Here is a 24963-nt window from a genome sequence, read left to right as displayed (position 1 = left end):
TATGTCAACCGATCGCTACATGCAACGGGGAGTTTCGGCTTCTAAAGAAGATGTTCATAAGGCCATTGCCAAGCTAGATAAGGGCTTATTTCCGCAGGCATTTTGCAAGATTTCACCGGATATTTTGGGTGGAGATGCGGATTTTTGCAACATCATGCATGCAGATGGAGCGGGAACGAAGTCCTCTTTGGCCTATTTATATTGGAAAGAAACGGGTGACATTTCGGTGTGGAAAGGGATTGCACAAGATGCGGTTGTGATGAATACGGATGATTTGATATGTGTGGGGGCGACGGACCAAATGTTGCTTTCAAGTACGATCGGTCGGAATAAAAATTTGATTCCAGGCGAAGTGATTGCGGAGATTATCAACGGGACCGAAGAGGTGTTGGAGATGTTGCGGGAGAATGGTTTAGGCATATATAGTACCGGAGGTGAAACGGCCGACGTAGGGGATTTGGTCCGTACAATTATTGTTGATAGTACGGTGATTGGTCGGATGAAGCGTTCGGATGTGATTTCGAATGGAAATATTCGGGCGGGCGATGTGATTATCGGCCTAGCTTCAGATGGTCAGTCAACCTATGAAAAAACGTATAATGGCGGTATGGGCAGCAATGGCTTGACTTCTGCGCGCCATGATGTGCTGGGCAATTATTTGGCCGGGAAATACCCGGAAAGCTTTGACCCGTCGGTGCCGTCTGATTTAGTGTATTCGGGATCCCGTTCTTTGACGGAAGCGGTACCGGGGACGCCTTTAAATGTAGGCCAATTAATTTTGTCGCCAACGCGTACCTATGCGCCGGTTATTAAGGCCATTTTGGGTGATATGCGGGCACAGATTCACGGAATGGTGCATTGTTCAGGTGGGGCACAGACGAAGGTGATGCACTTTGTGGAGGAGGTTCATGTGATTAAGGACAATTTATTTCCGATTCCACCCCTGTTTGATTTGATTCAAAAAGAGAGTGGCACGAGCTTCCAGGAAATGTATAAGGTGTTTAATATGGGTCACCGGATGGAGATTTATGTGGCGCCTGAATTTGCGGAGGAGATCATTCAGATTTCGGAGTCATTTGGCATTCCGGCTCAGATTGTAGGACGTGTCGAGTCGGCCACAGTTAAGAAATTAACAATAAAAAGTACGTACGGAGAATTTATTTACGACTAGGGTTTGCCTTTGTTCTAAATACTTTTTATATTTGCGACCCCATTTAAAAGGCTTTGTAAAGGTAACGACCTGGCCTCGTGGGTTTGTTTCACTTAAATACATCTAAAATGTACGCAATCGTAGAAATTGCCGGGCAGCAATTTAAAGTAGAAAAAGACCGTACCGTATACACCCACCGTTTGGCGGGAGCGGAAGGCGCTGCACTGGTTATCGACAAGGTATTACTTGTTGACAATGACGGAAAGATTTCCGTAGGAGCACCCACCGTGGCTGGTGCGACTGTTCAAGCTAAAATCTTAGCCCATGTTCGTGGTGAAAAGGTTTTGGTCTTTAAAAAGAAACGTAGAAAGTCTTACCAAAAAATGAATGGACACCGTCAAAATTTGACGCAGGTGTTAATCGAAGGTATTTCTGTTAAATAATTGAAAATTAGCGTTTTATACGCATAAAATAAAAAAACATGGCACATAAGAAAGGCGCCGGATCGTCGAAAAACGGGCGCGAATCACATAGTAAACGTTTAGGCGTTAAGTTATTTGGAGGCCAGGCAGTAATCGCTGGTAACATTATTGTACGTCAAAGAGGTACAGCCCACAACCCAGGTGAAAATGTAGGTCTTGGAAAAGATCACACATTATTTGCTTTAGCGGATGGTGTAGTTGCATTCAAAAAAGGATTTAAAGGTCGTTCATTCGTGCACGTTTTGCCATCTGTGGCAACTGTTGCACCAGTAGCGAAAAAAGCGCCAGCGAAAAAAGCAGCTCCGGCTGTTGAAGCAGCTGTTGCTGAAGTAGCTGTAGAAGCTGCGCCAAAAGCGAAAAAAGCTCCTGCTAAGAAAAAAGAAGCTGCTGCAGAGTAGTTTTTTCTAGATTTTTTAAGAAACCTGGTATTTTCATGCCAGGTTTTTTATTTTTCGGAAACTTTGTGCCTAAATTAGTGGTTTAGCTTTCATAAATTAGTTTTATGCTTACTCCTCAAATTCATATATATACTGAGTCTACGCCCAATCCGCATTCCATGAAATTCGTTTTCAATGTGGAATTGTTGCCTGAGGGTATGTCCTTCGACTATACGCAACCTGCCGACGGGTTAACAAAAGAGAAGAATTCTCCATTGGCTGTAGCTTTATTCGGATTTGAGTTTGTAAGTCGGGTGTTTATAACAACTAATTTTATTACGTTAACGAAGACGGAAAGCGCTGCTTGGGAGGATGAGTTGTTTGGGATAAAGCAGTATTTGAAGCAGTATTTTGCCGAAAAACGTCCCGTTTTTGTATTGCCAGATGCGGTGATCAACGAGGAGGGTGTTTCAGATACCGAGATTATCGGTAAAATCAAGCAAGTTTTAGAAGAATATGTACGTCCAGCTGTAGAATCTGATGGCGGCGCCATTTCATTTCATTCATTCGACGAGGCTTCTGGCCAAGTTAAAGTATTATTGCAGGGCTCCTGTTCTGGATGCCCCTCTTCTCAAATGACGTTAAAAGCCGGTATCGAAACCTTAATGACGCGCATGATTCCTGAAGTAAAGGAAGTGGTCGCAGAAGGCGTTTAATATCAGTTTGTTGGACAATTAATCTTTTTTTTGATCGTTGTCGGCGGGTAGACGCTGCCGGGGTCGCAGACCCCGGCAGCGTCACTTCTCGGTCCCACTTTTTCGAAAGTCAAACTCCCGCGCGAAACGTATTATTTTTCCCTCATTACAGGCCATAGGGCCTATTTTTAGCGTTTAACTGTCCAGTTTATTGATAAACTGCCCGGCAGCGTTTACCCGATTAAAACGATTTTGCGATCGTAATGAAATCCGCCGCGATCAACGAAGCACCGCCGATCAACCCGCCATCCACATCTGGACCCGCGAATATCTCTTGCGCATTCTTCGCATTGCAAGATCCACCATATAAAATAGAACAATCATCCGCGATAGTTGCGCCGTATTTGGCAGCAATATGTACACGTAAATGCGCATGCATCTCTTGTGCCTGCCCAGCCGAAGCCGTCAAACCCGTTCCAATCGCCCAAATAGGTTCGTAAGCAATGACTACTTTTCCGAATTCCTCTGCCGACAAATGAAATAAACTTGCCGTTAATTGATCCGCTACAAAAGCTAAGAAATTACCGCCCTCACGTAAAGATAAACTCTCGCCACAACAGAAAATCGGTGTGATGCCGTTGGCTAAAGCTGCGTCTACCTTCAATGCCAACTGCTCATTCGATTCCGAAAAATATTCACGGCGCTCCGAGTGACCAATTAATACATAAGGAATCGCAGCTGATGCCAATTGCACCGCTGAAATCTCACCTGTATAGGCGCCAGAAGCTTTTTCGTGACAGTTTTGTGCCGCAACGGCTAAATTTGATATGCCCTCAACAACCTGAGAAACACCCGTTAAGTACAAGGCCGGCGTCGCCATAATCACTTGTACATCCGCCGGAACGTCCGACTTCACTAATTGAGCCACCTCAGTAGCCAAAACGAATGCCTCAACAGCCGTCTTATTCATTTTCCAGTTTCCAGCAACAATTTTTTTTCTCATACGTTCATCTAATTAAGCTTCAAAAATACAATTCCTTTCTCGCTTGCGAAAATTCGACGAAAAAAATCCCAAACATTCCGTATTTTCACAGACTAATCCACACATATGAGACGATTTTTTGCCGCATTTGCCTGCCTTTCCCTCCTTTTTTCACTTCCCGCTTTCAGCCAAAAAGACCTCTTTCCCCATACCAAATCCAAATGGGTAGACTCAGTCATGGCCTCACTAAGCATCGACCAGAAAATTGGACAAGTGCTCATGCCCCGCGGAAATTCGAACCCCACCTACGACACGACCCGCCTTTTCGACATCGTTCGGAAATACCATGTAGGTGGCTTCGTGCTTTTTGCCGGCTACCCAACGACCCAAGCTAGACTTGTCAATAAGCTTCAAGCAATGTCTCAAGTCCCACTTTTCATCGGCATGGATCTCGAATGGGGCTTAAATATGCGCCTCGATTCCACCGTCCGCTACCCCTACCAAATGACGCTCGGGGCCATGCAAGGAAATGATGCGCTGATCGAGAAAATGGGTTTTCAAATAGCCCAACAATGCAAACGCATCGGTGTACATATCAATTACGCACCCGTCGTGGATGTGAATAATAATCCAAATAACCCGGTCATCAACTTCCGGTCTTTTGGTGAAAATAGAAATCAAGTCACCCAAAAATCATTAGCCTACATGCGCGGCCTGCAAAAAGGCGGCATCATCACATCTGCCAAACACTTTCCCGGACACGGCGACACCGGCGTCGATTCCCATTACGACATTCCGGTCTTGCCGCACAACCGCGCGCGCCTCGATAGCCTGGAATTATTTCCATATGCAGAACTCATCGATAAAGGTTTGCAAGGTGTGATGGTGGGCCATCTAAGCATTCCATCCCTCGATACTACGGCGAATTTGGCATCCACCATGTCTAAACCGATTGTCACCGGATTGCTCAGAGACCAATTGAAATTTCAAGGCCTTGTATTTACAGACGCCATGGACATGAAAGGCGCCACCAAAATGTTCCCTGAAGGACAAGCAAATGTCAAAGCTTTTCTAGCCGGCAACGACATCCTCGAAACATTTGTGGACGTACCCGCTGCATTTAACGCGATTAAAAAAGCACTCACCGACGGGGAAATTACGGAAGCGGAATTAGACGTGCGTGTCCGTAGAATATTAAATGCCAAAGCCTGGGCTGGGCTTGATCAATATCAGCCTACCCAAATCAAGCAGTTGATTGAAGACTTGAATCCAATCAACGCTGAGATTTTAAAGCGCACTCTGGCTGAGAAAACAGTGACCGTATTGAAAAACCCGAAAGGCCTGATCCCAATTCGCCAATTAGACAGTTTGAAAATTGCCACCCTGGCGATCGGTAAAGCGAATTACGGATCCGTTTTCCCAACTGAATTCCAGAAGATGGCCCAAAATTATGTGGAAATGGACCACTACTACCTCGATGAAAATTCGGCAGATAGCACCATCACCCGTATCGAAAACGCGTTAAAAAATATGGACGTCGTGCTCGTGGGTTTGCATGGTATCTCCTACCGACCCGTTAATAATTACGCCATCAAGCCCAAAATTCAAGCTTTGGTCAGTCGGTTTGCTACTGAAAAAGCCATTTATACCCATTTTGCGAATCCCTTCACCTTCAAGTCATTTGAGAATTTGAACAAGACGGCCGGACTCGTTTTAACGTATCAGGATGGAATTGCCCAACAAGAAGCTGCGGCGATGGCGATTTTTGGTGGGATTGCGGCAGAAGGGAAATTGCCAGTGAGCGCTTCCGCAGAATATCCGGCAGGGATGGGCGTGATGACGCCGTCATTAGGCAGGTTGCAGTATCAAGTAATTCCGGAAGCGGTGGGTATTTCGAGCCAATTTCTACACCGAAAAGTAGACTCGTTGGCACAAAAAGCCATCGATATCAAAGGTGCTCCAGGCGCTGTTGTACTGATTGCCAAAGAAGGGAAAGTGATTTACCACAAGGCTTTTGGTACGCAAATTTACGAATCAAAAGAGCCGATGAAGACCAGTGATATTTTCGATTTGGCATCGATTACGAAAATTTCAACTTCAGTGCCAGCATTGATGAAGTGGCAAGATGAAGGGAAATTCTCTGTGCAAACTACGATGGGGAGTTTGATTCCGGGTTTCGAAGCGAGCAATAAAAGTGACTTAAAATACCTGGATATTTTGACGCACCAAGCACGCTTGCGGGCATGGATTCCGTTTTGGCAAGATTACGTGGATAGCACGAACATGATTTTGCATAGTAAAAAGTACCGAAAGCAGTTCGATGCAGATGCTTTTGTGAATAAATATGTGTTGAAATCGAATGCCGCGGAACGCTTAAAGCGCATCAAACAAAATCAAAAAGTGATGTGGGATACGTGTGTTGATCTGAAAAACGAGGTGACCCGCTGGAAACCACGCACACTTTCTTATGCGGCTTCGGAAGAATATCCAACCCAAGTGGCGCCTAATCTTTGGGCACATCGTAGCATGGGAGCTATGATTGCGGAGGCGATCAAAAATTCAGCTTTGCGAGATAAGAAGGAATATGTTTATTCGGATTTATCGTATTATTTATTGCCGCAAATCTCCACGCGCATGACAGGAAAAACGTGGACGAATTATTTATCGGATACTTTTTATAAGCCTTTGGGGGCAAAAACATTGGTTTATCAGGCGGAAAAGCATTTTCCGTTAGCACGTATTGTGCCAACTGAATACGATTCGCTGTTCCGTAAAACCTTGATTCATGGTAAAGTTCATGATGAAGGTGCCGCGCTTTTAGACGGGATTAGTGGCCATGCTGGTTTGTTTGGTAATGCAAATGACCTCGCGAAATTGATGCAAATGTATTTGCAAAAAGGCTATTATGGCGGCAAGCAATTCATCGATGAAAAGACGGTTAAGCAATGGACCTCGTATCCATTCTCGATGGAAGAAAACGCACGCCGCGGGATTGGTTTTGATAAGCCAGATCGTAAAAAGCCAGGTATTTCTGCTGCGGAATCTGCTAGCCAAGAGAGCTTTGGCCACTCTGGATTTACTGGAACGTATACCTGGGTAGATCCTGTACATGATATTGTCTATGTATTCTTGTCGAATCGCGTATATCCAACAAGAAATAATAGTCGTATTTCGGATGCGAATATTCGGACAGGCATTAATGAAGTCATTTATCAGGCAATCAAAAAAGGAAATTAATGCACGTTCTCATCACGGGAGGAACCGGATTTATTGGGCAGGCACTGCAAACATACTTGCAAAGTACCGGTCACGAAGTGCGCATTTTGTCGCGTAAATCCGGTTGGGATGTGTTGAATCAAACCATGGATCCAAGTGTCTTAGATGGAATCGACGCCATCGTGCATTTGGCGGGTGCGGGGATTGCCGATAAACGTTGGACCACTGCGCGTAAAAAAGAATTGATTTCGTCGCGCGTAGATTCTACGCGACTTTTAGCGCGTGTCTTGCGGACCGAGAAACATGAGGTGCACACCTTCGTTTCAGCATCAGCAATCGGATATTATGGTGCGGATTCAGGCCAAAAAACATGCATAGAAACCACCGAATCAGGAGCAGATTTTTTAGCGGAATGTACGCGGGCCTGGGAAGATGCGGTAGATGAAATGACAGGATTACGTGTGGTGAAATTACGCATCGGCTTGGTCATGGAGCGCGATGGGGGCATATTTCCGGTGTTGGCGCGACCTATTCGTTTGTTTGCAGGCTTTATACTAGGCGACGGAAACCAAGGGCAATCGTGGATTCATCGGGATGATTTAGTCCGGATGTTTGCGCAGGCGCTGACGGACGAACGCGCAGTTGGTGTTTATAATGCAGTCGCACCGGAACCATTGACGCATGCGGCGATGACCAGGGAGATTGCGGGGGCGTTGCACCGACCGGTTTGGTGGCCGCATGTTCCGGCATTCATGTTACGACTCATATTAGGTGAAATGGCTTGTTTGGTGACGGGCGGAAATTTTGTTTCGTCCCAAAAAATACAAAACGAGCTTGGTTTTACGTTTACATACAAGCGCTTCTCGGAAGCGATTAAACAATTAGTGCATGTCTAAGAAAATTTTAGTGTATTGTGGGTCGTCTAAGGGGCATAATTCGATTTATGAACAGGAAGCGAAGCGCCTCGTACATGCGTTGAAACGCTATGATTGCGAATTGATTTTTGGTGCAGGAAGTGTGGGAATTATGGGTGTTCTGGCGGATGAATATTTGAAAATTGGCGGTCATTGTGTGGGGGTTATTCCCTCGTTTATGGAACCGTGGGAAGTCAAGCATACCGGGATTCAGGAATGTTTAATTACCGAATCTATGCATGCGCGTAAGCAATTGATGGCGAATCGCGCGGATGGGGTAATTGCCTTGCCGGGTGGATTTGGGACGCTGGATGAACTCTTTGAGATGTTGACCTGGAAGCAATTAGATTTACACCAAATGCCGATTTCCATCCTCAATACCAATGGCTATTATGACCATTTATTGGCTCAAATGCAGCACATGGTGGATGAAGGATTTTTGAAAGTACCTAATTTAGAAGCCTTGCAGGTGGAACAAGATCCAGATGTGTTGATCGACTGGATGATGGCTTATGAGCCAGAAAAAATGGAAAAGAAATGGATTTATCGCGGTTAATTTGTGTGATTTTAGTGAGTGCGAGCACGATTTTCGCGCAGCAAAAACCGGAGAATTTGGGTTCTGCGATCAATAGTGATTACTCGGAATTAAACCCGGTGATGGCTCCTGATGGGAACACCTTGTTTTTTGGCAGGAAGAATCATCCGTCCAATAAGTATGGAACGCAAGGCTCGGAGACCGTGGCAGGTTCGCAGGATATCTGGTTTAGTGAACGCGTAGGTGAGGCCTGGTCCACGGCACGGCGTATGCCCGATGTGCTGAATCGCGATCAATACAACACGATTTTATCAATTTCGCCCGATGGCCAAACTATCCTGCTGAAAGGCTCGTATGTCAATGGCACCTATGAAACTAGAGGATTTTCTTTAGCGAAGAAACAGATTAGCGGTTGGTCCATTCCCGAGAAAATCAACATTCCCAATTACGAGCGGATGAGTAAAGGACTCAATGAGTACGCCTATTTGTCGATGGATGGCAAGACGCTTTTGCTCGCTTTTTCGGAGAAGAAGAAGAGTGACCGCGATGATATTTATGTGAGTTTTTTGCAGGCGAGTGGTTGGACCAAACCCGAAAAATTGTCGGATGCCATTAATTCTGAATACTCCGAAACGACGCCTTTTTTGGCTGCTGATGGGATGACGATGTATTTCTCGTCGGACCGACCGGGTGGCCAGGGAAGTCAAGATATCTACATGACGAAGCGCTTGGGTCAGGGCTGGACATCGTGGAGAAAGCCTGTGAATATCGGACCGCCGGTGAATACGCCAGCGTACGATGCTTACTATACGTTATCTGCCAAAGGCGATTTTGCTTATTTTTTATCATCTACTGAAACGGGAAAGAAGGATATTTTTCGGATTGCGGTGGAGCCGGAGCCGGTCGTTGCAGCGGTGGCGAAAGAGGAGCCGATCATCCAACAGGAGGTGAAGTCGAGTCCGCGTATAGCTTCATCGGAGACTTCTTCTGCTGTAGTCTTACTTTCGGGTAAAATTTTGAATGCGACGGGGACGGTTCCTGGTGGAGCATCTGTTGCGTATGAGGATTTAAAAACGGGTAAGATTATTGGCCAAGCCACGCCGGATCCATCTACGGGGCAATATAAATTGGTCTTGCCTTATGGGATCAATTATGGCATTACGGCGAAGGCGGACGGATTTTTGCCGAGTTCCTTGCACTTGGATTTAAGCCAAATTCGGGGACGTTATTTGGAATTAGATGATCGTGACTTGACGATGGTTCCGATCGCTAAAGGGTCAACTATGACGGTTAACAACTTATTTTTCGAGTTGAACAAGGCGACGTTGACGCCAGAATCTGATCCAGAACTGAGGCGGATGGTGCAGGTGATGCAAGATAATCCGAGTCTTCGAATTGAAATTAGTGGGCACACGGATAATACGGGTACGGATTTAATTAACGACCGTTTATCGCAAGCACGTGCTGATGCAGTTCAAGCGTATTTATTGGCCGCCGGCGTTGCACAAACGCGTATTCAATCAAAGGGATATGGGTCGAAGAAGCCGAAGGTTTCCAATGAAACGGAAGAGGGTCGGAGTCAAAATCGTCGGGTGGAATTTGCGATTTTATAGTGATTGCATTTTTTCGCGGTACTCGCCTGGTGAGCAACCTTCGATTTCCTGAAAGGCGGCATAGAAACGTGAGCGGGCGCTAAATCCAGATTCTAGGCCGATTCCTTCATAACTTAAGTAGTCATTTTCTGGATTTTCGAGAAGCTTTTTGGCATAAGTAATGCGGTACTCTGATCGCATTTTAGGGAAGCCTTGTTTGAATATAAATCGAAAACAATACGAAATATGGTGTTGGGGGACGTCTAAGTTTTGAGCTAAGTCAACAAGTGAAAAGTCTGGATTTAAGTAGGGTTTTTCCGTTTCAAAATACGTTTTTATCTGCTCCCCCAGTTCATGAAATTGTACGTCAAAGGCTAATTCTTCAGTAAGTTTATTTGGTTTTGTACTTGCGCTATTGCGCTTGAGGTTAATGGGGAACCCATATAAAATTTGTGGAAAAATAAGTAAAAATATCCCGGTCCCCAGTAAGGTGATACTAATGATGGCCGTTGCTCCGTTTAGTAAGATGACTGAAGGGCCATAAGATTCAGAAATAAATCCGATACTGATTAATAAATAGGCAATTCCTGATAAGACGGTGAGTATTAAAAATGAAAAAAGCCAACGAAAAGTTAGGCCAAAGCTGGTCAATTGCACCCGATTTTTTTGCTTAAAACGGGATAAAATGAAGTAGGAATAGCTTGCATAGAGTAGCAATGAAAGCGGTCGCATCACAAAATTCACGCGCAATGGTAAAATAAAATTTATTTCGTGCTTGGATAACTCTCGGATGTCAGCAACAATGGCATTGGCAAATACTAATTTTTCCGAAAATGGAGATAATATATATGGGATTAAACCGACAAAGTGAATTAAAAATGGGAGTAAATGCCATGCATCAGACCGATTAAGTGAATAATTATCTTTGATATTTCCGCGAATGTAAAAGTAAATTAGCGGGCCGGCCAACAGGTTTAATGGGGCGAAATGGCCATAAAAAATAGCTACTAAAAATGGAATTTTAGCAATGGAGGTAAAGTAATGACTCATGGCGTAAATGGCAATGAGGATCAAAAAACCACCTAGGTATAAACTGTTCTTGTTCTCATTCCAATTGTAGATAATTAGAATGATGGATAATAGAATGATTAAAATAGCTAAGTATAAAAGCATATTTTTTTAAAGAACTATGGTCAAATATACGCTATGTAATTTAATTCTATGTTGGCGTAAGGAAAAATTATAACTTAACTCGATCGATAAAATCAATGATTAAGCGGAAGGGGAGACTTAGGTATTTGCGTACACGAAGAAAGCGCTTGCGCGGCACAACAACTTCAGGTTTGATGTAAAAGCAAGGGTATTTTTTGTACTCATGGTGCCCGTTTTTTATCAGGGCTTGTGCATAAAAATCGAATAAGGAGGCCACATCTCCCTTTTCTTGGAAGGTATAGCGGTTCTGGTATTTCGAAATTTCACTCGGATTTTCAGGGGAGTATCCAGAGAAATGGAAAAAGATTAGCGGTGTATTTCCATTAATTTCGTAGGGTTCTTGGTCGTTTGTAATGCTGCGTTCATGCAAATTCCAATAGGCCATATTTAAGCCAAGGTGTCTGCTTACATATACATCATCGTAAAATACGGGCGCAAAATTGGTCCAGATTTGGTCCACGAACATGCCATTCGCTAGGTCAATGTAACAATGGTCACGAAGTCGATCTTTCCACCACGTCAAAAATTTGGCTGTATTTTCCGTGCGGCGTGTACCTAAATAACCCAGGTTAAAAATACCCGTGTTCAAGTGATCGCGTTCCTGCGGTCTATTTTCGTCCGGATATGGACTCGTGATGTGTGGCGTTAGAAATAAACTATTTGTCTTAAGGGCGTCCTCGATGATGGTCAAAGGTTGATAGACAATGATGTCTGGATCAAAATAATGCACTATTTCTGCGTCCGCGTACGTCGCGTAGACATATTCGAGGAAGAATGGCTTAACCGCGGTATTCAGTTCGGTGATGTTGTATTTGGCACACATCTGGTCCAAATCTTCAATCCCGATGGTGTGGAGTTCGATTAATGGGTAGTTGGGCAACTGGCTTTTTTCGATGGCCGACTGGTCTAAGCGGTCCACGAGTCCGATCAAAAACTGATAATCTGGATTGTGCTTTAGGAGGGAATCACCAAGTGTTTTCGCCTGCGCGAGGTAGTTAATGGAACAAATGGTGATGACTATTTTTTGCATGCGTCAGATTATCAGTTGCAAAAATACGAAATGTAAGTTGGAAATCGTTAGGGCTTTGGCGCTGCGACTACGCTGCCGGGGTTGAAGACCCCGGCAGCGTTTCCCCGCGCGCAGGCTGGCAGTCGCCAAGCCTTATTTTTTCAAACTACCGTAAATGATATTTTCGATTTTCGGAGTTATTTCGCTATGCGAATTTGGACTTTGCTGCGTCATGATGAGTACGATCATTTTCTCCTTTGGATCTGCCCAGTAGGTCGTTCCGTAGTATCCGCCCCAACTAAACGATCCTTCGGAGCGCATGCCCAAGAAAGATGATCTTTTGGATGTTAGTGAAAATCCAAGGCTAAATAAATCTTTCTCGGTATTTGTGATTTCATATTGTGGGCTGAGCATAACTTCAACCGTTCTGCGGCCCAACAATTGTTTGCCGTTGTAAACACCACCATTCAAAAGCATTTGTAGAAAAATCGCATAATCAAGCGCCGTTGACGAAAGTCCCGCACCACCTGAAAAATATTCTTTTGGGAAAAGCGGATAATTTGGATCCAGGTTGCGGAACGTTGGCGCCCACGGAATAACTTGCTTGTTGGCATCTTCCGTATACACCTTCGGCATGCGTGCGGCTTTTTCTAAGGGAACTGTAAAATACGTATCCTTCATGCCGAGCGGCTCGAAGATTTGGGTATTGAAATATTCTTCCAATGTCTTCCCAGAGATGACTTCAATTAGGCAACCCAATAAATCTGAATTTAGGCCATACGTGAATTTTTCACCCGGCTGGTGCACAAGCGGCAATCGCCCCAAGGCCTTCATTTTGTCTAGCAATTGTGCGTTAATATTTCCTAACCCAGAAGGAATGCCGGCTTTGGCGTAAATGGCTTTCATTTTATCAGATCCTATAGCGGGATAATCGATACCGGAGCGGTGCGTCAATAAATCGCGAATATTGATTTTACGTTTGGCGGGTTCGGTTGTGTAGCTGGAATCTGCGGGATTGAAATCTTTTAAGACAGTTTGATTTTCGAATTCGGGGATAAAATCAGAAACGGGCTGATCTAAACGTAAAAGTCCTTGTTCGAATAATTGCATGATGGCAAAGCTCGTGATGGCTTTTGTTTGGCTCATTATGCGGTAAATGGCATCGGCAGGCATCGGTTTTTTATTGGCCAAATCCGAATAGCCGTGTCCCTTGTAATAAACGACGGCATTGTCTTTGACGATGAGCGTTCCGGCGCCGGCCAACCACCCTTTGGCTACATATTCGTTCATCGTGGAATCGATTAAGGCCAAACGTTTATCATCCATTTGGGGATGAGACTTCTGAATGGGAGAGAGGATTTGGGCTGATGCAACGCTGATGCTCAGAAAGAAAAACAGGATAATTCTCATGGGTTTGTCAATTATACCGCAAACTAACAATTGTGGGGCTGACTTGCAAATAAACATTGGACGCTAGACGGCTTTGTAGAGACGCAAGGTGTTGCGTCTCTACAAAACAAAAAACCTACTCAGTTTCCTAAGTAGGTTTTCGTCGATTAATGTACCTGGGATGGGAATCGAACCCACACGAGCGTTTCTGCTCACAGGATTTTAAGTCCTGCGTGTCTACCAGTTCCACCACCCAGGCAGCCCTGTAAAACTTAAAAGCACCTAGAGGTGCCTTCTCGTTTTGAGCGAAAGACGGGGTTCGAACCCGCGACCTCGACCTTGGCAAGGTCGCGCTCTACCAGCTGAGCTACTTTCGCGTTTTGTGGGTACAAAAGTAGAACCTTAAAGTTATTTATGCAAGAGAGAAGCGAAAAAATCCTTAAAAAATCTTTAGTTTTGTCTTTTAAAACCAACAAATGAGCATCAACAAACTTGACCAAATCGACCATAAATTATTGGAGATTTTACAGCAAAATGCGAAAATTACGAACGCCCAATTATCCAAGGAAGTAGGCCTTTCGCCGGCACCTACCTTGGAGCGTGTGAAGAAATTGGAGTCGCTCGGAATCATTCAAAGTTATCATGCTCAAGTAGATAGAGATAAAGTTGGCCTAGGCGTAAGCACCTTCGTAACCGTAACTTTAACAGGACATAAAAAGCAAGTGACGGAGTCATTTGTCCAACAAATCAACCTGATTCCGGAAGTGATTGAATGTCACCACGTGACCGGTTCTGGAGACTTTATGTTGAAGATTATTTCAAAGGATATATCGACGTACCAAAAACTGATGTTGGAGAAAATCAACGAAATCGAGGAGGTTGCAGCAACATCCACGATGGTCATTTTGTCTAGCTTCAAAGAAAGTAAGGTATTGCCTATTCCGTGATTATAGGCGCTGACTGAATTGCGGAACCATCCGGTTTTTCCACGCCGTAAATGTGCCTGCCTGAATCTCCTTGCGGGCTTCACCCACCATCCATTGGTAGAATCTCAGGTTGCAAACACTCGCAATCATCGATCCAAGCATCTCCTCGCAGCGAATCAAATGCCGCAAGTAGGCTTTCGTGTATTGCCCATGTAGTCCATCAGCAAATTGCGGATCAATCACCGAAAAGTCATTTTTCCACTTTTCATTGCGGATATTAATCGTACCCTGACTCGTAAATATCATTCCATTGCGTGCATTGCGCGTAGGCATCACGCAATCAAACATGTCAATGCCCAAAGCAATTCCCTCCAAGATATTCGCCGGCGTACCCACACCCATCAAATAGCGGGGCTTGTCTTTGGGTAGAATATCAGTGACCTCATCGGCCATTTGGTACATATCTTCAATCGGTTCCCCCACCGATAATCCTCCAATAGCATTGCCAAAAGCGCCTTTTGACGCAATATATTCTGCTGAAATTTTTCGTAAATCTGAGTATACACTTCCTTGAACGATCGGAAAAAGCGTTTGCGCATAGCCGTACTTTGGCTCGGTCTCGTTGAAACGTGTGATGCAACGATCCAACCACCGATGCGTCATGTTCATCGAATTACGCGCGTATTCGTAGGTACACGGATAAGGTGTGCATTCGTCAAATGCCATGATGATATCCGCGCCAATGGTCCGTTGGATATCCATCACGCCTTCTGGACTAAAAAAGTGCGTGCTGCCATCTACGTGCGACTTAAATTTGACGCCTTCTTCCTGGATTTTACGGCCTGTACCAGCCAAAGAATAGACTTGATAACCACCCGAATCGGTCAAAATAGGCTTATCCCAGCCATTGAACTTATGTAAACCGCCCGCCTGCTCAATGATGTCTAGGCCTGGACGCAAGTATAAATGATAGGTATTCCCGAGGATGATTTGAGCTTGAATCGGGTCATGTAATTCAGAAATGTGCACGGCTTTGACTGTTCCCGCGGTACCTACTGGCATAAAAATCGGCGTCTCAATGACCCCATGATCCGTATATAGTTTTCCCGCGCGCGCCTTTGAATTCGGGTCAAATGTCTCAATGTCAAATTTCATGCGGCAAAGGTACGAAAGATAGTCGCAAGTCGCTAGTCACTAGTCGACAGTCCGAAGGGAAATAGTCCGAAGTCAGTTGACAGTAATCAGTGGTCAGTAGCTAGTTGTCAGTCCAGTTCACCTCTCACTTCTACTCCACTTTCATCACCCCATTCATGATCCGCCAATGTCCCGGGAATGTACATAAGAATGGATAATCACCTGGTACAGTTGGTGCTTTGAAAACGATTTTCGCCCGCCCATCTGAATCAACCAGCGGTGTATATGCCAAAATTTCTGGCATCGACGGGATGTAATTTTTCGCTACGCCATCCGCTGCTGTGATCATTTTGTCAGCGGCTAAACCAATTTTTTCTTGACTTCCCAATGCACCCAACACCCAGTTGTGCTGCATCGCATCCACATTTTCAAAAATCAATTCCACCGTTGCACCCGCCGGAACCGTGAATTCAGCCGGGCTATATTTCATCTCCTCTTTAATCGTTTGAATGACCCGACGAATCACCACGCCCTTCGTTGCAAGCGTCGGAATTTCTACTTTCCAAGAGCTAGCCAAACGCTCCCACGCATCGATTTGCTGCGGCTGTAAGTTGGTACCTAATTGGATAAATGCCGACTTCGAATTGTCACTCAGTTCAGCTACCCGCTTGGCATTCCAAGTTCCAGCAGCACCTTTAATCGCCGCGCCCATGGCGATACTCGATTTATTTTGAATTAATGAAAGGTGATCCATCACCTCATTGGCAGTCCAACTCACCGCCCCGGCACGGAATATTTTTTCCACCATATACGCACTCAATGACGTATTGGCATTGACCGAAATGGCTTGTCGGTAGGTATTATTTGCCCGATTTGATTCACCTAAAACCGCTTTGGTGTCCAGGTTAATTTCCATCACATAATTACCAGCGGATTCCGCGGTCCAACCTAAATTCCCGACCCACGGACCATTATTGTTTTTCACAATCGAAACGGTTTCTCCCGACGCGACACCATCCACAAACGTATACGATTCCAGATCAATTCGTGTGCCCATGCCTTCAATTTTAACGGTTAATGGAACCGGAGTACCTTTGGTGATCGCCATGTCTCCCCGGTTTTTTACCCGAATTACAAAGGGAGAACCCTCACGCAAACGGAAGGTTCCACTTTTGACCTGGACCTCTTCCACGACCAAATCAACGCCAGCCTGCGTGCCTTCTACCGAAGGATTTTTCAAGTCTTTCGCTAATTTTTCAGCGACAACTGCGGATGCTTTCGCACCTTCTGAAGTGATGAAAGATTTGATACGCGACTGATTTGCCGACATCATCCAGGCGGTTAGTGCATCTGGGATCCAACGGTCCGTCGAAGTTTTCGACTGTGCAATTTTTTGTGCCATCGCTTTGTCCACTGCTGGACTCGAAGGCATTTCGATCAATGCCAAAATGCTGTTTAATACCACCAAAGAGTCTTTATCATTCAACAATCCATTTGATAAAATCGCTTTTGCGCCCGCCTCAGTACGAGGCAATACCTGAACCGCTTGTTTGCGAACCGCTGCACTTGGGTGTTTAAATGCGTTTGTGACAACTGAAAGCGGTAAGGCGCCTAAACCTTCCAATGTTCTTAGTGCATGAATCGCACCGGGTGCTAAGCCAATCTCGTCTGTTTTGGCTGTTTGGACTAGTTTGATTAAGGCAGGAACAACGTCTTTGTTACCGCGCTCCACCAATAATCGTTGAGCTGTTAAGCGCCAAAATAAATTCGAATTCGATAACGCATTGATGCAATTTTCGGGCGTGCTTAAGTCCAAAGGTACATAAGCAGGTGCTTGGTTATACCCCACGCGGTAAATACGACCATGCGTAAAATCACGTAAATCTGTGTCATATGCATTTCCAGGGCCGTTCTTGAATCCTGGAGGAAGGGGATTGTGCTGAATGATATAGGAATACCAGTCGGCCACCCAAACGGCGCCGTCCGGGCCAACTTGCGCAAATACGGGCGATACCCACTCATCTGCTCCGGCTAAGAAATTAAAGGCTTCTTTGTCGTTGAAATCTGAACCTGTTTTAACTTGATTGTTTTGATGAATCACGTGGCCAGTTGGCTCAGAAACGAAGGCGATTTGATTCCAATATTTCTTCGGAAATGAACGCGCCGTGTAAAAATTATGACCTGCTGCGGCTGTATATCCACCAAATACGTCCACTTGGCGCACCTTTTTCGTAATCGTCCGCATGTCTTTGTGCGTATCCGTATTTTTCGAACCGTTTAAGGACATCGGCGCACGCCATATATTCCGGTGCGGAATTGCCATGTACCAACCATGCGCATTGTTGGCCGTCGACCCAAACACATCACCTTCCTCATTGAAATCAAAACCCCAGGTATTGTTTGATGTAGTGGTCATGTGTTCCATTTTAGAACCATCGGGTTTGAAACGGAAAAATGCCTGAGCGAATTGCAGTGAATCAGCACCCACTTTCCCTTTGTATCCAGAATAACCCACGGCACCCCAAATCCAGTTGTCGAAACCATAATGTAAATTCGATGGGCCCGCATGTGTATCTCCCGTGCCAAAGCCCGTGAACAATATTTTTTTCTCATCCGCTTTGTCGTCGCCATCGGTATCCTTTAAGAAAACCATGTGCGGAGCTTGCGAAATAATCAAACCGCCATTGGCGAACACCATGCCCGTTGGGATGCTCAAACCATCTGCCCATTTGGTAAATTTATCTGCTTTTCCGTCGTTATTTGTGTCTTCGCAAAGGAGGATGTAATCACTTCCGCCGGACTCTTTACGCTCGTTCGGGTAGTCTTTGGTGATCAAAACGTATAGTCGGCCTTTCGCATCCCAAGCCATGGCAATCGGGTGCATCACGTTCGGTTCGGATGCAAAAACTTGCAAATTAAAGTCGACAGGAACCTGAATAAATTTCACAGATTCTTCGGGAGTCAAGGGCAATTGTTGCATTTGAGGGCCCTTGCGTTTTTCGTAATTAGGCAAACGAGCCTCGCGATATTTCAATTCAGGAAGCTTCAACGCAGCCAAAATCGCCCGTTTTTCAGCGCCCACCGCATGCAAAATTCCTTGCGTCACTAGATCTTGAAATCCTTCAGTCTCCCATGTGCGCTCGTCGTGGCCATAGGCTGTGTAAAACACGTTCCCTTTTCCGTACGTGCGTGTCCAGGTGTATGGTTCCGTGGTTGCGCCCGGTTTATCTTTGGCTTGTTCAGGTCCTAAAATTCGATTTTGCCAAATAATATTGTCGGCCTGCAATTGACTATGTAAATACGTTTCGTCAACCGTTTTGATGTTTACCTGCGTGTTCGCCACATTTTTCACGCGAATTGAATCCATGCCATGGCGCCAAAACTGCCCGCCCACCATCTTCACAAATTCCTTCGAATTCCGGAAGTTGAATGAAGCGCAGTGGATCGCGACAAGTCCGTGGCCGCTGGCAACGTAGGCAAGCAACGCTTTTTCCTGCGGTGCGGCAATCGAATCGTGGTTTGCGAAAATGACTAATGCGTCAAATTTGTTCAAATACGCCGTATTCAAGTCTTTGATGGATTCCGTGTAGGTGACGTTCATGCCTTTTATGCCCACTGCCGACTGTAATGCTGGGTAGCGATCGAAGGGTTTGTGGTGGCCTTTGTCGCCTAAAAATAGGAGTTCAAGTCGGCGCGCCGTTTGCGCTTGTGACACGAATTGGGACAAAAACAGACAGGCAATTAGCAAATAGCGCATGGCTTAGAATTTAGGGATTTCAATAATTTTTCCGCCTTGTAGGGCAGATTCGTGGGCTAAAATACCCACAGATGTCCAGTTGGCCGACTGCGGAGCGTTCGGGAACGGATCGCGGTCAGCGGCCAAAGCTTGTAAAAACTCGTTGACAAGATGCGGGTGCGATCCCCCGTGACCGCCACCTTGCGTGAAGGATAGGTGGGTATTTTCGTCTTCGTCGTAGACACCTTTGGTGGTGAATCGCTGGATTTCTTCCGGCAAATAATGCGCGAAATCGGGCGTGGGCACTTTGCTTGGGATTTCGGGCTCGGGTTTTTTGGCCGTATGAATGACTAATTCTTCGCCTTCGATTAAAGGCCATTCAACGGATTTTTTGGAACCGTATACCTCGAAACTTTCGCGGTATTGGCGGGCTACATCGAAAAGTGAACGGTAAACCATTGCGCTTAGGTCAGAATCGCGGAATTTAATGTGTGCGGATTCAACGGCGAATGGCGAATTGTAATGTTGGATCAGCTCTTCGCGGATCGTTCCGGATCCGAAGCAAGAAACGTATTCTGCTTCGAGTTTTAATAGACCAGCAACTGGCCCCACGCAGTGTGTCGCGTAGTGCATCGGCGGGAGACCTGGCCAGTAATCCGGCCAACCGTCCATGTCTTGTTGGTGCGAAGCCTTCAAAAACTGCACTTTCCCCAACTCGCCTTTTTCGTATAGTTCCTTAATGTATAAAAATTCACGGGCGTAGACCACGGTCTCCATCATCATGTATTTTTTGCCCATCCGTTTACTTGCTTCGACAATCGCTTTGCACTCTTCAACCGAGGTGGCCATCGGAACGGTGCAGGCTACATGTTTTCCGGCGTTTAGTGCTTTGAGTGTTTGCTCGGCGTGTAGGTGAATGGGTGAGTTAATGTGGACGACGTCGACATTCGGGTCTTGGATTAATTTTTCAAAATCTGTGTAGCGCGTTGCGATTCCATAAGCTTCACCGATAGAGTTAAGCTTTTCCTCATTGCGCTGACAGATGGCATACATATTTGCCAACGGATGTTTCAAATAAATGGGGATGAATTCCGCCCCAAATCCCAAGCCAACGATGGCTATATTGTATTTTTTCATAGGTCTAGTTTTTGAGGCTATCAGCTAGCTTTGCCAATCCTCCAAGGTTTGGCAAAGCTAAGGGGTAGGGAGGATTTTTCCTATGGGTTATTGACCAGGAAACTGATTATTTTTTCTTCAGAAAAGGGTGGGTCATGACCGTTAAAACCAATAAACCCGTGCCCCAATAGAACCCGGGTTGCATGATTTCTTTTTGGCCGAAAATGAAGACGGCGAGCAAAATACCGTACACGGGCTCCAACGTAATCACCAGATTAATCGAGAAAACACTGAAAACCTTATACAAATGGATCGTTTCTGTGTACGCATATACCGTGCAAACAACCGCCAAAATCCCAATCCAGAGCCAATCCAGTCCCAGTGGCACAAAACCCACAGTCCCCGAACTTAATCCATACATCCAAACCAACCCCGTCATCGCACCCGCCGCAACCATCTCGTAAACCGTAATTAATTTAGGATCATGCGAGTGCGTGTAATTTCCGTTAATCACCGAAAATAACGCCCCGAAAAATCCGGAACCAATCCCCATGACCAATCCGAGCCATTGGCCGGGCTGGACAGAAAAAATAATCGCTAAAGCGACAACCAGAATCAACCCTAGCAACACCTCGATCCAAGCGATCTTTTGTTTTTTGGCAATAGGCTCCATAATGGAAGTCCAAAAAGTCTGCGTCGACAGGCCCGCTAGGCACATGGCGACTGTCGATACTTTGGCAGCGCCGAAAAACAAGAGCCAGTGCAAAGCAATAAACACCCCATTTAGCAGCCACACCCCCCAGACATCCCGCGAAACGCGAAATGAGGTTTTGGAGAAATATAAAATACCCGCTAAGCCCACCGCCGCAATCATACAACGAAAAAATACGATCGTCAGCGCATTCGCATGCGTCGCATTGCCTAATATCGCCGTGAACGCGTACAGGATAACGATAAAGTGAATTTTGAAATAGTCGAGAAGTCGGGGCGCCTGTTTCATTTACCTCGGAATCGTATAGTACAAACCCACTCCCACCGCTGAAAACACCAGATTGGGGAGCCATACGGCTAGCATCGGTGGCATACCGCCCCCTTCCGCAATCCCCTTACTCATCATAAAAAATAAAATGTAGATAAATGCCAAAGAGAATCCCAATGCAATCTGAAATCCCACGCCACCACGCGCCTTCCGCGCCGAAACCAAAAACCCGATAATCGTTAAAATAATCACTGAAAACGGATTGGCAAAACGTAAATATTTTTCAATTAAAAATATTTCAATCCCATCCGCACCCCGCGATCGAACCAAATCGATATGTCGGTTCAGCTCCGGCAACGTAAAAGTCTCGTGCAACAAGTGTTTATTCTGAAAATCTTTGGGTAATAAATTCAGTGTTGTGTCGATTTTGGTGCCATAGACTAATGCGTTTCCACCTCCAGAAAGTGTACGAATGCGGTAGTCGTGTATGGTCCATTTTTTGGCGACGGAATCCCAGGTGATTCGGTCCGACATTAATTTTTGCTTGATTTCGTTATCTGCAATACGCTCCAAACTAAACCGATATCCTGTATTTGTATTATTGTCGTAACTCTCAATATAGGCGTACACATCAGGTGCGATTTTGATGTGCACATCGCGTTTGTCAAAATAATACGTACCGTTTATGTACTCGTGCTCGAACGGAACGCGGATTTTGTTGGCATTTGGGACGATCCAACCGATCATCACGAAGGTACCTAAGGCGATGATGGAAGATCCGATAATGTACGGACGCATCAAGCGCGGAAAGCTAATTCCAGAGCTTAAAATTGCGATAATTTCGGTTTTTGAGGCCATACCCGCCGTGAAAAAAACAGTCGCAATAAACACCATGAGCGGACTAATGTAATTCGCCCAATACGGAATAAAGTTCAAATAGTAATCGAAGATAATGGCTCGAAATGGAGCCTCTTTTCGGATGAAATCGTCGATTTTTTCGGTGTAATCGATGACCATAACGATTAATACAATTAGAAAAACCGCGAAGACATAGGTCTTCAAGAATTTTTTCAAAATGTACCAATCGAGTATTTTCATTTGTTAGGACGGTAGGTGACGCCTGAAAACAAATGTATAAAAATCACTCGGGAAATGCGGAAATTCGCAGGAACTAAAGCCAGCGAAATCAGGGTAATTGGAATCACATAGCCCATTGCGTCCGGGTCGTTGAACAAATTGTAAATAATTAGGCCTCCCACGAGCATAATTCCAACGGTAAACGCGTAGGAAATGTACATAGCCCCGTAAAAAAATCCTGGCTCAACTTCATAGCGCATGTTGCACGCCGAACAATTTTCTTCCATTTGGGCGAAATTGAAAAGATTCCACCACTTGTATTTGAACAAACGACCTTCCCGACATTGCGGGCAACGGGCATTGATGGCGGCCTTTAAAGCGGATGAATTTGGCATGTTTTTGGGATAAAATATGCGCCAAAGGTAAAGAAAAATAGAGGATTATTCGTAACAAAGGTCACGTTCCGCGTGCTTTTTGTATCTTTGCGACAAACCAAAACTTATCACCCATGTATTCAATTGTTACAAACGTTCACATCGCACTATTCGTAGTCGTGTTCATTTTAGGTATCAATGTGATTGTGCGCGCGTTACGCGGCCAGTCAAATAATTCATTATTTACGGATTCAGATCGCAAAGCCGGTTTGTTTTTCATGATCTCATTGCACACGCAATTATTGATCGGATTAGCGCTTTATTTCTTCTTAAGTCCAGTAACAACGGCTGCATTCGCTGATTTTGGCGCGGCGATGAAGGATCCTGCCACGCGTTTATTGGCCGTTGAGCACATCTCGGTGAACATCATCGCGGTGGTTTTGGCGACTGTAAATAATGCCAAAAACAAGAAGGCAATTGCGGATGCTGCGAAGCATAAAAATGCGTTAATTTTCACTTTGGCGGCATTAGTATTGATTTTGAGCCGTATCCCTTGGAGTCGTATTTTCTAGTTTAATGAAGCAAAAGTGTATTTTTTTAGACCGGGACGGCGTCTTGAACGTTGACCGTGTCGATTACGTTTACCGCATGGAGGATTTCATCATCCCGCCCGGGGTAGGCGAGGCGCTTAAAGCTTTGAAATCAGCCGGTTATTTGATGGTGATTATTACCAATCAAAGTGGCATTGCCAAAGGCATTTACCGCCGGGAAGATGTCATGATGATTCATCAGGCTATTCAGGATGGTACGGGAGTGGCATTAGATGACATTTATTTCTGCCCTTACCATGAAAAATTTGATAGTCATTCATTGACTAGAAAGCCAGGCTCATTGATGATCGAAAAGGCCGCGGCCAAATATAAAGTTGACCTAGACGCCTCCTGGATGGTGGGCGATCACGAACGTGATATTACCGCTGGAACGCGTGCCGGATTGCGTACAATTCGTATTGCACCACCTTCAACAGAAACTAAAGCGACCCATTTGGTCGATGATTTATTAGCCGCCTCTCAAGTTATACTCGCATGAACAAGGTCTATTTAAGTGATGCCGGTCCCAAAGTTTCACCAGCTATGTATGGTTTTTGGCGCTGGACTGCTGAACAGGGCAACATGGAGCAGATTGTCAATTTGTGTCTTGAATTAGGTATTAATACCTTCGATCATGCGGATCGATACGGAGATTATACCTGTGAAAAGCGCTTTGGCGAGGTGCTTGCGAAGCAATCATTTAAGCGTTCGGACATTGTTCTTTTTTCTAAATGTGGTGTTAATCCAACGCCCCAATTTCGGGTGAATCACGTAAATACCTCCGCGGAACACATTACGAAATCGGTCGAAAATTCATTGCGCAACTTGCAAACTGATTACCTAGATGTGTTTTTATTGGACCAATTAGACCCACTTTCCGACCTGGAAGCTACCGCGCATGCGTTGGAAAAATTGAAGTCGGCAGGTAAAGTGAAGAACATCGGCGTATCGGATTTCTCCGTGCACCAGCACCAGTTATTGGTGTCCTATTTGAACATTCCGATCGTTTCCAGTCACATCGATTTGAACTTGCTGAATACCACTACGCTAGATAATGGTGCGCTTGATTACATCAAACAAAAATACATGCGCCCCTTGGCGACGTCGCCTTTGGCGGGTGGCCGGATTGAGCATGGCACCGACGAGCGTGCGTTGAAATTGCGTAAAAAACTCAATGAAATTGCCGCTAAATATAATGCTAATATCGAATCCATCGCCGTAGCGTGGTTGGTGAAATTAGGCGCTTTACCGCTCATTGGAACCTTAGAAGAAAACCGAATTCGCAACATTGTGAATTCATTCCAAATCAACTTGGATCATGAGGATTGGTATGATTTATTGCAGGCGAGTAGGGCGACAGTGGATATAAGATCTTAATGTAGAGACGCGATACTTGAACTGCACCCAAAAAGTTGGACAACTTATTGGGTGTTTTTTTATGTCAAGAAAAATCAAGTACTCCTACGATCTCAAGCTTT

Annotated in this window: 21 protein-coding genes, 2 tRNA genes and 1 pseudogene; 12 read left to right on the top strand and 12 right to left on the bottom strand. The window is 45.2% G+C overall.

Annotation, left to right across the window (positions count from 1 at the left end; genetic code table 11):
* The first annotated feature begins 1 nt into the window (after position 1).
* The 4 genes and pseudogenes from ACIQ6T_RS06420 (at position 2) to ACIQ6T_RS06405 (ending at position 2725) form a co-directional block, all read left to right on the top strand.
* Entirely contained in the window at positions 2–1171 is a 1170-nt protein-coding gene (locus ACIQ6T_RS06420; RefSeq protein ID WP_395785082.1) for an AIR synthase related protein, read from the top strand.
* Between the two features lie 107 nt (positions 1172–1278).
* A complete protein-coding gene (gene rplU / locus ACIQ6T_RS06415; protein ID WP_395785081.1) occupies positions 1279–1593 on the top strand; it encodes a 50S ribosomal protein L21 in 315 nt (104 codons plus the stop codon).
* A 38-nt stretch (positions 1594–1631) separates the two neighbouring features.
* A pseudogene (gene rpmA, locus ACIQ6T_RS06410) lies at positions 1632–1889 on the top strand (50S ribosomal protein L27); the annotation flags it as partial.
* 236 nt (positions 1890–2125) lie between these two features.
* Positions 2126–2725: a NifU family protein gene (locus ACIQ6T_RS06405; protein ID WP_395785110.1), complete on the top strand. Its 600-nt coding sequence runs from the start codon at positions 2126–2128 to the stop codon at positions 2723–2725.
* Between the two features lie 220 nt (positions 2726–2945).
* Here ACIQ6T_RS06405 and tpiA read toward each other — a convergent pair whose 3' ends face one another.
* The gene (tpiA, locus tag ACIQ6T_RS06400; RefSeq protein ID WP_395785080.1) at positions 2946–3707 is read right to left on the bottom strand and encodes a triose-phosphate isomerase; all 762 of its coding nucleotides are present in this window, start codon (positions 3705–3707) and stop codon (positions 2946–2948) included.
* A gap of 105 nt (positions 3708–3812) precedes the next feature.
* Here tpiA and ACIQ6T_RS06395 point away from each other — a divergent pair, with 105 nt between their 5' ends.
* From ACIQ6T_RS06395 to ACIQ6T_RS06380, 4 genes are read left to right on the top strand one after another with little or no spacing between them, the layout of a single operon-like run.
* Entirely contained in the window at positions 3813–6923 is a 3111-nt protein-coding gene (locus tag ACIQ6T_RS06395; protein WP_395785079.1) for a glycoside hydrolase family 3 N-terminal domain-containing protein, read from the top strand.
* On the top strand, positions 6923–7798 hold the full coding sequence (locus ACIQ6T_RS06390) for a TIGR01777 family oxidoreductase (protein ID WP_395785078.1): 876 nt from the start codon (positions 6923–6925) through the stop codon (positions 7796–7798). The genes ACIQ6T_RS06395 and ACIQ6T_RS06390 overlap by 1 nt, the downstream gene beginning before the upstream one ends.
* Entirely contained in the window at positions 7791–8372 is a 582-nt protein-coding gene (locus ACIQ6T_RS06385; protein WP_395785077.1) for a TIGR00730 family Rossman fold protein, read from the top strand. The genes ACIQ6T_RS06390 and ACIQ6T_RS06385 overlap by 8 nt, the downstream gene beginning before the upstream one ends.
* Positions 8354–9964, top strand: a complete 1611-nt coding sequence (locus tag ACIQ6T_RS06380; RefSeq protein ID WP_395785076.1) for an OmpA family protein — start codon at positions 8354–8356, stop codon at positions 9962–9964. Before ACIQ6T_RS06385 ends, ACIQ6T_RS06380 begins: the two co-directional genes overlap by 19 nt.
* Here the strand turns inward: ACIQ6T_RS06380 and ACIQ6T_RS06375 are convergent.
* The 5 genes from ACIQ6T_RS06375 to ACIQ6T_RS06355 all read right to left on the bottom strand — a co-directional run bounded on the left by ACIQ6T_RS06375 (position 9959) and on the right by ACIQ6T_RS06355 (position 13930).
* On the bottom strand, positions 9959–11116 hold the full coding sequence (locus ACIQ6T_RS06375) for a helix-turn-helix domain-containing protein (protein WP_395785075.1): 1158 nt from the start codon (positions 11114–11116) through the stop codon (positions 9959–9961). The genes ACIQ6T_RS06380 and ACIQ6T_RS06375 overlap by 6 nt on opposite strands.
* Before the next feature lie 67 nt (positions 11117–11183).
* Complete coding sequence (locus ACIQ6T_RS06370) at positions 11184–12185, bottom strand: glycosyl transferase (protein ID WP_395785074.1); 1002 nt, start codon at positions 12183–12185, stop codon at positions 11184–11186.
* A 132-nt stretch (positions 12186–12317) separates the two neighbouring features.
* A complete protein-coding gene (locus tag ACIQ6T_RS06365) occupies positions 12318–13574 on the bottom strand; it encodes a serine hydrolase domain-containing protein (RefSeq protein WP_395785073.1) in 1257 nt (418 codons plus the stop codon).
* Between the two features lie 152 nt (positions 13575–13726).
* Positions 13727–13812, bottom strand: a tRNA-Leu gene (locus ACIQ6T_RS06360).
* Positions 13813–13857: 45 nt separating this feature from the next.
* Positions 13858–13930 (bottom strand) — tRNA-Gly (locus ACIQ6T_RS06355).
* A gap of 99 nt (positions 13931–14029) precedes the next feature.
* Between ACIQ6T_RS06355 and ACIQ6T_RS06350 the strand changes: the two genes are divergently transcribed.
* On the top strand, positions 14030–14500 hold the full coding sequence (locus ACIQ6T_RS06350) for an Lrp/AsnC family transcriptional regulator (RefSeq protein WP_377983256.1): 471 nt from the start codon (positions 14030–14032) through the stop codon (positions 14498–14500).
* Here ACIQ6T_RS06350 and tgt read toward each other — a convergent pair whose 3' ends face one another.
* The 6 genes from tgt to ACIQ6T_RS06320 all read right to left on the bottom strand — a co-directional run bounded on the left by tgt (position 14501) and on the right by ACIQ6T_RS06320 (position 22916).
* Positions 14501–15634, bottom strand: a complete 1134-nt coding sequence (gene tgt, locus ACIQ6T_RS06345) for a tRNA guanosine(34) transglycosylase Tgt (RefSeq protein WP_395785072.1) — start codon at positions 15632–15634, stop codon at positions 14501–14503.
* A gap of 130 nt (positions 15635–15764) precedes the next feature.
* Positions 15765–19370, bottom strand: coding sequence for a PVC-type heme-binding CxxCH protein (locus ACIQ6T_RS06340; RefSeq protein ID WP_395785071.1), 3606 nt, complete (start codon positions 19368–19370; stop codon positions 15765–15767).
* 3 nt (positions 19371–19373) lie between these two features.
* Entirely contained in the window at positions 19374–20486 is a 1113-nt protein-coding gene (locus ACIQ6T_RS06335) for a Gfo/Idh/MocA family protein (RefSeq protein ID WP_395785070.1), read from the bottom strand.
* Positions 20487–20592: 106 nt separating this feature from the next.
* Positions 20593–21465, bottom strand: a complete 873-nt coding sequence (locus ACIQ6T_RS06330; protein WP_395785069.1) for a DMT family transporter — start codon at positions 21463–21465, stop codon at positions 20593–20595.
* Entirely contained in the window at positions 21466–22542 is a 1077-nt protein-coding gene (locus tag ACIQ6T_RS06325; protein WP_395785068.1) for an LptF/LptG family permease, read from the bottom strand.
* Positions 22539–22916 (bottom strand): DUF983 domain-containing protein, encoded by a 378-nt coding sequence (locus ACIQ6T_RS06320; RefSeq protein WP_395785067.1) that lies wholly within the window; start codon positions 22914–22916, stop codon positions 22539–22541. The genes ACIQ6T_RS06325 and ACIQ6T_RS06320 overlap by 4 nt, the downstream gene beginning before the upstream one ends.
* 113 nt (positions 22917–23029) lie before the next feature.
* On the opposite strand from ACIQ6T_RS06320, the gene ACIQ6T_RS06315 reads away from it, so the two are divergent.
* The 3 genes from ACIQ6T_RS06315 to ACIQ6T_RS06305 are packed head-to-tail and all read left to right on the top strand — an operon-like array spanning position 23030 to position 24862.
* On the top strand, positions 23030–23467 hold the full coding sequence (locus ACIQ6T_RS06315) for a hypothetical protein (protein WP_395785066.1): 438 nt from the start codon (positions 23030–23032) through the stop codon (positions 23465–23467).
* A gap of 4 nt (positions 23468–23471) precedes the next feature.
* A complete protein-coding gene (locus tag ACIQ6T_RS06310; protein ID WP_395785065.1) occupies positions 23472–23984 on the top strand; it encodes a D-glycero-alpha-D-manno-heptose-1,7-bisphosphate 7-phosphatase in 513 nt (170 codons plus the stop codon).
* Positions 23981–24862, top strand: a complete 882-nt coding sequence (locus tag ACIQ6T_RS06305) for an aldo/keto reductase family oxidoreductase (RefSeq protein WP_395785064.1) — start codon at positions 23981–23983, stop codon at positions 24860–24862. Before ACIQ6T_RS06310 ends, ACIQ6T_RS06305 begins: the two co-directional genes overlap by 4 nt.
* Positions 24863–24963: the final 101 nt, after the last annotated feature.

Origin of the sequence: Aquirufa sp. (assembly GCF_044377215.1) — a bacterium.
GTDB lineage: Bacteria > Bacteroidota > Bacteroidia > Cytophagales > Spirosomataceae > Aquirufa.
The sequence above is the reverse complement of the archived record's forward strand: the minus strand, read 5'-3'. Positions and strand labels throughout refer to the sequence as shown.

Bases quoted from the DNA above. Each gene is read 5' to 3' on its own strand.
- ACIQ6T_RS06420 (WP_395785082.1), top strand. From the start codon at position 2: ATGTCAACCGATCGCTACATGCAACGGGGAGTTTCGGCTTCTAAAGAA.
- rplU (WP_395785081.1), top strand. From the start codon at position 1,279: ATGTACGCAATCGTAGAAATTGCCGGGCAGCAATTTAAAGTAGAAAAA.
- tpiA (WP_395785080.1), bottom strand. From the start codon at position 3,707: ATGAGAAAAAAAATTGTTGCTGGAAACTGGAAAATGAATAAGACGGCT.
- ACIQ6T_RS06395 (WP_395785079.1), top strand. From the start codon at position 3,813: ATGAGACGATTTTTTGCCGCATTTGCCTGCCTTTCCCTCCTTTTTTCA.
- ACIQ6T_RS06390 (WP_395785078.1), top strand. From the start codon at position 6,923: ATGCACGTTCTCATCACGGGAGGAACCGGATTTATTGGGCAGGCACTG.
- ACIQ6T_RS06385 (WP_395785077.1), top strand. From the start codon at position 7,791: ATGTCTAAGAAAATTTTAGTGTATTGTGGGTCGTCTAAGGGGCATAAT.
- ACIQ6T_RS06380 (WP_395785076.1), top strand. From the start codon at position 8,354: ATGGATTTATCGCGGTTAATTTGTGTGATTTTAGTGAGTGCGAGCACG.
- ACIQ6T_RS06375 (WP_395785075.1), bottom strand. From the start codon at position 11,116: ATGCTTTTATACTTAGCTATTTTAATCATTCTATTATCCATCATTCTA.
- ACIQ6T_RS06370 (WP_395785074.1), bottom strand. From the start codon at position 12,185: ATGCAAAAAATAGTCATCACCATTTGTTCCATTAACTACCTCGCGCAG.
- ACIQ6T_RS06365 (WP_395785073.1), bottom strand. From the start codon at position 13,574: ATGAGAATTATCCTGTTTTTCTTTCTGAGCATCAGCGTTGCATCAGCC.
- ACIQ6T_RS06350 (WP_377983256.1), top strand. From the start codon at position 14,030: ATGAGCATCAACAAACTTGACCAAATCGACCATAAATTATTGGAGATT.
- tgt (WP_395785072.1), bottom strand. From the start codon at position 15,634: ATGAAATTTGACATTGAGACATTTGACCCGAATTCAAAGGCGCGCGCG.
- ACIQ6T_RS06340 (WP_395785071.1), bottom strand. From the start codon at position 19,370: ATGCGCTATTTGCTAATTGCCTGTCTGTTTTTGTCCCAATTCGTGTCA.
- ACIQ6T_RS06335 (WP_395785070.1), bottom strand. From the start codon at position 20,486: ATGAAAAAATACAATATAGCCATCGTTGGCTTGGGATTTGGGGCGGAA.
- ACIQ6T_RS06330 (WP_395785069.1), bottom strand. From the start codon at position 21,465: ATGAAACAGGCGCCCCGACTTCTCGACTATTTCAAAATTCACTTTATC.
- ACIQ6T_RS06325 (WP_395785068.1), bottom strand. From the start codon at position 22,542: ATGAAAATACTCGATTGGTACATTTTGAAAAAATTCTTGAAGACCTAT.
- ACIQ6T_RS06320 (WP_395785067.1), bottom strand. From the start codon at position 22,916: ATGCCAAATTCATCCGCTTTAAAGGCCGCCATCAATGCCCGTTGCCCG.
- ACIQ6T_RS06315 (WP_395785066.1), top strand. From the start codon at position 23,030: ATGTATTCAATTGTTACAAACGTTCACATCGCACTATTCGTAGTCGTG.
- ACIQ6T_RS06310 (WP_395785065.1), top strand. From the start codon at position 23,472: ATGAAGCAAAAGTGTATTTTTTTAGACCGGGACGGCGTCTTGAACGTT.
- ACIQ6T_RS06305 (WP_395785064.1), top strand. From the start codon at position 23,981: ATGAACAAGGTCTATTTAAGTGATGCCGGTCCCAAAGTTTCACCAGCT.